This is a genomic window from Frankia sp. CcWB3 (assembly GCF_977927595.1).
Map to the genome: position 1 here is coordinate 1 of NZ_CDWRCK010000124.1, position 7,540 is coordinate 7,540.

General features: G+C 73.8%; 2 protein-coding genes. Both read left to right on the plus strand.

Annotated elements, in window-relative coordinates; all coding sequences use genetic code 11:
• A partial coding sequence (locus ACY5KJ_RS11355) for an SDR family NAD(P)-dependent oxidoreductase (RefSeq protein WP_462203333.1) occupies positions 1-1,763 on the plus strand: 1,763 nt, incomplete at its 5' end.
• A 12-nt stretch (positions 1,764-1,775) separates the two neighbouring features.
• On the plus strand, positions 1,776-7,540 hold a 5,765-nt coding region (locus tag ACY5KJ_RS11360), incomplete at its 3' end, for an SDR family NAD(P)-dependent oxidoreductase (RefSeq protein WP_462203334.1).

A 7,540-nucleotide genomic window follows, 5' to 3' on the forward strand; every position in this document is an offset into this window, starting at 1 on the left:
CCCCGGCAGCCCCCGCGGATCATGCCGACGCGCCGGTCAACGGTTTCGAGGTGTCGGCGAAGACCGCGTCGGCGCTGCGGGCGCTCGCCGCCCGGTTCGGTGAGCGCCTGGCCACCCTCGGCCCCGCCGCCTATCCGGCCTTCGCCTACACGACGACCTACGGCCGGGTCCGCCACCCGGTGCGCGCCCGGGTCGCCGCGACGGACGCGACCGGCGCGGCCGCGGCGTTGGCGGCGCTGGCGGCCGGTACCGCGTCCCCGGCCGTGACGCTCGTCGAGGACACGGCCACCGCGGACCTCCACGAGCCTGTGCCGCTGGCCCGCCGCGTGATCGACCTGCCGAGCTATCCCTGGGAGCGGCAGCGTCACGCGCCCGTCCCGTCCCGGCCGGCGGTGCACGGCGAGGACCGCGGCGAGGACCGCGGCGAGGACCGTGGCAGGGAGACAGCTGCGTCCACCGACCCGGTGCGGCCGCCCACCGCCGTGCCGTCGCACCACATCGCCTGGCAGCCCATCGCCCTGCCGGCCATCCCGGGTGACCACACCCTCGTCCTCGCCGGCGACGACGCCGACCTGCTGCGGAGTCTCACCGAAAGCGCGGCTGCGGGCGGCATGCCCGGCACGGTGCTCGGCCCGGTCGGCGCCGACCTCACCGACCTCGCCGAGCTGCCGGGGTGGCAGCGTCACGACCTGCCTGGCGATGACGCCGGATGGGCCGCGTTCTGGGCGTCGCGTTCCGATGACCAGCCGGTTACGCTGCTGCTGGCGATACGGCCCACAGCGTTGCCCGATCCCTTCGCCTCGTCACCCGGCGGTGCCGAGCCCCACGACATCGCCGCCGTGGGGGCGGCGACCTGTCTTGCTGTCACGACCGCCGTCCGCACGCTCGCGGCCGTCCGTACCGGGCAGGTTCTTGCCGTCACCCGCGGCGTGCGTCAGGTCACCGGACACGATGTGATTGAGGCGACCGATCACGGTCTGCTACACGGCCTCGCGGCGGTTCTGGGACTGGAGCTGTCTTCCAGCTGGGGCGGGGTCGTCGACCTGCCCGCTCTCCCCGAATCCGCGGACCTGCACCTGCTGCTCCGCCTCGCTGGGCGCGGGGGAGCCCGCGGCGGCACCGGCGACCTCGACGACGTCCTCGCCATACGGGACGGTGCCGTCTTTGCCGCCCGGGTACGCCCGCTGACAGGCGGCCCCGGGCCCGAACTCCCGGTACGGCCCGACGGCACGTATCTGCTCACCGGCGGGCTCGGTGCCATCGGCCGGGTGCTCGTCACCGACCTCGTGCGCCGCGGCGCACGTCACCTGCTGGTGGTGGGCCGCCGCAGCGAGGAACAGCTCGACCAGGCGGGCACGGCGCTGTTGGAGAGCATGCGCGGAGACGGAGTGGACATCCGCTACCGGGCCGGCGACTGTGACGACCTGGCGGCGCTCGCCGCCGCCTGCCGCGTGGGCGATGCGATGCCCCCGGTGCGCGGCGTCATCCACGGTGCCGGCACGCTGCCGGCAGGTGCGCTGGCGGAGGCGGACGCCGACAGCTTCGCCGTGGCACTGCGTGGCAAGTTCACCGGCGCGTGGTGGCTGCATCTGCTCAGCCGTGACTGGCCGCTCGACTTCTTCGTCCAACTGTCGTCGGTCTCGGCCCTGTGGGGGATCGACGGATACGGCGCCTACGCCGCCGCCAACGGGGGGCTCGACGCGCTCGCTGCCTACCGGGCGGCCGCCGGCCTGGCGTCGGTGAGCATCGCCTTCGGGCCGTAGGCCTTGGACGGCATGGCGGACGAGACCGGCCGGGGCAACCTGGCCCGCATGGGCGTGGCGGAGATCGGCGTCGACGCCGGCTGCGCGAGCTTCACCGCCGACGCCCCGTCCGCCGGATCCGCGCTGGTGGTCTGCCCGGTGGACTGGCCGCGCTTCGGCGAGGTGATGGCCAGCCGGCGGCGCCGCCGGCTGTTCGACGAGGTCGTCCCGGATGACGTCTGCCCAGGTCGATCGGGCCGGGATGCCGCGGCGGGCGCGGTTGCGGTGACCTCGGGCCGCGCCGTGTTGTCGGGCGTCCCCACCGGGGCGCGTCCGGCTGCCGCACGCGACGCCGTGCGGGGGCTGCTGGCGGGAATCCTCGGGCATGCCGAGGCGCGGGCCGTCCGCGAGGACGTCGGGTTCTTCGACCTCGGACTGGATTCGATCATGGCGGTCGACCTGGCGCGTGAGCTGTCCGGCGCCTTCGGTATTCAGGTGGGCATCTCGGAGATCTTCGATCATCCGACCGTCACCGAGCTGGCCGGTCACCTGGTCGCCCGTGCCGCCATGCCGACAACCGGTGGGACGCCCACTGCCACGGCATCGGCACCCCTCGCTGCTACCGCCGTTACCGCCGTTACCGCCGTTTCGGCCGTCCCGGCCGGAGCGGTCGGCCACGGGAACCGGCCGGCCGCGGACCGCGGGGTCACCGCGGGCGAACCTGTCGCGATCGTCGGCATGGCGGGCCGTTTCCCGGGTGCCGACTCCCTCGACGAGTACTGGGAGCTGCTGCGCGCCGGCCGGGACGCGGTCGGCCCGGTTCCCGCCGACCGTTTCGACGCGGCGTCGCTGCATGACGACGATCCGATGCGGACCGGAACGATCACCACCGATCAGGGTGGGTTCCTGCGGGACATCGCCCGCTTCGACGCGGCGTTCTTCGACATCCCCGCGAGAGAGGCCGAAAGCCTCGATCCGCAGCAGCGGCTGCTGCTGGAGTCGACCTGGCACGCCCTCGAGGACGCCGCCATCGACCCGAAGAGCCTGCGCGGCACCCACACCGAGGCCTTCGTCGGCATCTCCAACTCCGACTACGCCCGCCTACTCGAAGGCGGCGGGCTGGAGCAGCTCGACGCCTACTTCAGCACCGGCACAGCCCTGAACGTGGCCGCCGGCCGCATCGCCTACGTTCTCGGGCTGGGCGGCCCGGCGCTCGCCGTCGACACGGCCTGTTCGTCCTCCCTGGTCGCGCTGCACCTGGCCATCCGCTCGCTGCGCCAAGGTGAGACGGACTGCGCGCTTGCGGGCGGCGTCAACGTCATCGCCGCGCCCTCCTGCTCGGTCGCGGTGAGCCGCGCCCACATGCTCTCCCCGGAAGGGCGCTGCAAGACCTTCTCGGCCGACGCCAACGGGTTTGTCCGTGCCGAGGGATGCGGCGTGCTGGTACTCAAGCGTCTCGTCGACGCCCGCCGCGACGGCGACGAGGTGCTCGCCGTGCTCCACGGCAGCGATGTCAACTCCGACAGCGCCTCGTCGGGGCTGACCGCGTCGAGCGGCCGCGCCCAGGAAGCAGTGATCACCGCGGCGCTCGCCGACGCCGAGGTCGCGGGCGCGTCCATCTCCTACCTGGAGGCCCACGGGACCGGCACGGCTCTCGGCGACCCCATCGAGCTCGCCGCCGCCTGGGCGGTACTGGGCCGGGACCGCCGGCCCGGCGAGCCGCTGTACCTCGGGTCGGTGAAGAGCAACATCGGTCACTGTGAGTCGGCGTCGGGCATCGCCGGTGTGATCAAGGCGGTGCTGGCACTGCGCCACAGCCAGCTTCCGGCGAATCTGCACTGCGCGACGCTCAACCCGCACGTGCCATGGGCAGCTATGAACGTTCGCGTCGTCGACGCCCTAACCCCGTGGCGCGCCGGGCCGGGCGGACGCCTGGCGGCCGTGTCCAGCTTCGGCTTCAGCGGTACGAACGCCCAGGTCATCCTGGGTGAAGCCCCGGCCGGCGAAGCGGCGGACACGCCCACCGACCCGGCCGGCCGGGCGGGCACGGAGCCGGTGCTGGAGCCGGCGCTGCTCGCGCTGTCCGCGGCGGACGAGGCGGGACTGCACCGCCTCTCGGCGGCCTGGGAGCACCACGTCGCGGACCGTGCCGATCTCGACCGTGCCGATCTCGCGGCCACGGCGGGGTCGGGCCGGGCGCACCTGCCGGCCAGGCGCGCCCTGCTCGTCCGTGACCGCGACGAGCTGCTCGCCGGGCTGCGTACACCGGTCACGGCCGGTCCCACCCGGTCGCCGCGGGTCGCCTTCCTGTTCTCCGGCCAGGGCAGCCAGTACTTCGGGATGGGGCGGGAGCTGTACAAGACCGAATCGGTCTTCCGCGAGATGATCGACTCCTGCGATCGGGTAGTCGCCCCGATGCTCGGCGCCGGCCTGCCGGAACTGATGTTCAGCGGCACCGACCGGAGCCTGCTCAACGCCACCCGGATCACCCAGCCCGCCCTGGTCGCCCTCGAGCTGGCGCTCGCGGCGCTGTGGGAGTCGTGGGGCGTGACCGCCTCCGTGGTCATCGGCCACAGCGTCGGAGAGATCGCGGCCGCGATCCACGCCGGCGTGATGGATCGCGACGCCGGACTCATTCTGATCACCCATCGTGCCCGGCTCATGCAGGACACCGAACCCGGCGGGATGCTCGCCGTCGTGGCACCGCCGGAACGGGTCGCCGAGCTGCTCACCGGCACTGCCCTGGACATCGCCGCAATCAACGGGCCGGAGGCGGTGGTGGTGGCCGGCGCGGTGGCCGAGATCGACGGTTTCGCCGCCCGGATGAAGGAACTGGGAATCACCGCGCGACCCCTGGTCGTGTCGCATGCTTTCCATTCCCGCCTGATGGGCCCGGTGCTGGCTCCGCTGCGGACGGCCATCGCGCCGCTCGCCTTCGGCGCGCCGCGTCTGCCGATCATCGCCAACCTCACCGGTGAGCTCGCCGCACCCGATACCTATGACGCCGACTACTGGTGCCGGCATGTGCGCGAGCCGGTGCGTTTCCTCCAGGGCGCGCGGCAGCTGGGTGTCCTGGAGGTCGACGTCTGCCTGGAGATCGGGCCGGACCGGACGTTGGGCCATCTCGTCCGGGCCGCCGGGTGCGCTCCCGCCGGTGGTGCCGTGCCGTCGCTGCGGCGCGGCGGCAAGGACCGCGCGGTTGTGCTGGCCGCCGCCCGAATGCTCTACGAGCAGGGCCAGGATCTGGCCTGGAGCCGGGTAACCGCAGCCTCCGGTGGGCGGCGTGGCCGAGCTCCGCACTACCCCTTCGCGCCCACCCGTTACTGGACGAAGGTGGCGGGCACGACGCAGGCTCCCCGGAGGCCGGCCGGCCCGGCCGTGCGTGGGCCGGTGCCCGCCCAGGACCGGGGACCGCACTGGGGCAGCGAGCTGCGCTCCCCGGCGCTGACCGGGCGGGTGTTCGCGTTCGATCGCAGCAGTGAGTTCCCGCCGTACCTCACCGACCACCGCCTGTACGGCACCGTGGTGACCCCGGCGGCCTCGCACCTGGGCACGATCCTGTCCGCGATCGGCGGCCGGGGAGAGCCGGTCACGATCGAGGATCTGGTCTGCCCGCGCGCGCTCGTCATCACCGAAGGGGAGCGGTACGACGTCCAGATCGTCGTGAGCGAACCCGCGGACGCGGTCGGGACGTCGCGGCTGAGCGTGCAGAGCCTTGTCGACGTCGAGCGTGGCACGTGGGAGGAGCACCTGTCCGGCCGGCTCACCCGCCCGGCAGCCATCGACGTGGCCGCGGGCATGCCGCAGGCACAGCGGGCGGCCTTCACGGCCGCGGCCGACCGTCACATCACCGGGGAGGCATTCTACGCCTACTTCCGCAACCTCGGCTACACCCTCGGGCCGTCGTTCCGCTGGATCGCCGATGTGTGGATCCGCGAGGAGGAATCGCTGATCCGCTACGCCCGGCCGGTGTTGCCGGACAACCCGGCCGACTACGAGATCTACCCGGGCCTCATCGACTCCTGCTTCCAGAGCATCGCCGGCTTCATGGTCGACGATGACGCCGGGGAGGCACCGTCGCTGGCGATCCCGTTCGCGGCGACGCGGCTGTCCTTCCCGGGCCGGGCTCCGGCGGGCGGGCCGGAGACCGGGGTCGGTGCGTCCCGGGCCCACGAGGAGCTGTGGGGCCATGTGCGTGTCCGGGCGGGCGAGCCGCTGCCGCACGGTCGGATCCGGGTGGAAAGCGCCGACCTGCGCATGTTCACCGAGACGGGCAGCCTGTTCGTGGCCGAGGAGTTCCGGGTCCGCCACGCTTCCCGTGCCGTGCTGGAACGCAGCCTGCGGGACGGTGCGCCGTCGCACGCGTACGCGCTGACCTGGGTGCCCGCCTCGCGGGCGACCGGGACCCCGCAGGCCGTGGCGGCTCTGCCGACCCCGCCGACCCCGCCGACCCCGCCGCACGTGCCGCGGACCGTTGCGGTGCTCGGTACCGGACGGGAGCACGCACGGTCGCTGTGCGATGCGCTGGAGACCCTGGGCCACCAGGTCCGCCGGTGGCCCGATGACACACCTGCCGACCCTGCCGCCTGCGACCCCGCCTATGACGACGTCGACCTCGTCGTGGACGCTCGCTTCGACGATCTCGGCGCCGCCACGGGGGCCGGGGACGCACTGCGGGCTGTGCTCGCCCTGGCGGCGTCGCTGCGGGCCCTGCCGCCGCGGATCCCCGTCGCCGTACTCGGCGACGGTCGCCGGTCGGCGGCTCCGGTCCGGGAGGCGCTGTGGGGCATGCTCGCCGCCCTCGAAGCCGAGGACCCGCAGCGCCGGCTGGTCCGGATCGGGTTGGACATCGGATGGACGCCTACGTCGCTCGCGCTCGCGCTGTCGGAGGCGGCGGATGCCGGTTTCGACGAGACCCGGTGGGTGCTGGCCGGCGACGGAGTCCGTCTCGCCCGGCTCGCACCGGTCGAGGGTGCACCGGTCGAGGCAGCGGCGGGTGGGCCGTTGTGGGAGGGAGGTGTGCTGATCACCGGTGGTCTCGGTGCCCTCGGTCTGAGCGCCACGACGATCCTCGCCGGTCAGGGAGCGAAGGCGATCACGTTGATGGGCCGCTCGGGCCCGGACGCCACGGCGCAACGGACCATCGACGAGCTCACCGCGAGCGGTGTGAGCGTCGCGGTCGTGACCGGCGACGTGACCGATCCCGCTGCGTGCGCCCGGGGGGTCGCGGCCGCTGGCGCACTCGTCCCGCTGCACGGCGTCTTCCACCTGGCAGGCGTCACCGTCGACGGCGCCTTCGCCCATCTCACCTCGGCCGACTTCGAAGAGGTGTTCGCGGCCAAGGCCCGCGGGGCGGAAACGCTGGCGGCGGCCGCCCGCGGCGAGCCGCTGCGCGCGTTCGTGCTGTTCTCGTCCGTGTCGAGCGTGCTCGGCTCCGCCGGGCAGGCCAACTACGCGGCGGCCAACGGTTACCTCGACGGCCTGGCCGAGGCCCTGCGTGCCGGCGGCATGCCCGCGACCAGTGTCAACTGGGGGCCGTGGGTGCCGTCCGGGAAGGGCGGCATGGCGGCGGCGGGCCCGGCCGTGAAGGCCGCCGAACGCCTCGGCGTCCGCCCGCTGGCCGACACCGACGCCGGACCGCTCCTCGGGCTCGCGGTGAACGCCGTGACACCGCGCATCGTCGCGGTCGCCGCGGACTTCACCCGCTTCATCGAGGCAGCGGCCGGCCATCCACGCGCCGCGCTGGTCGCGGACCTGGCCACCCGCCCGCGCCGGAACCCGCACGGTCCGCACGGTCC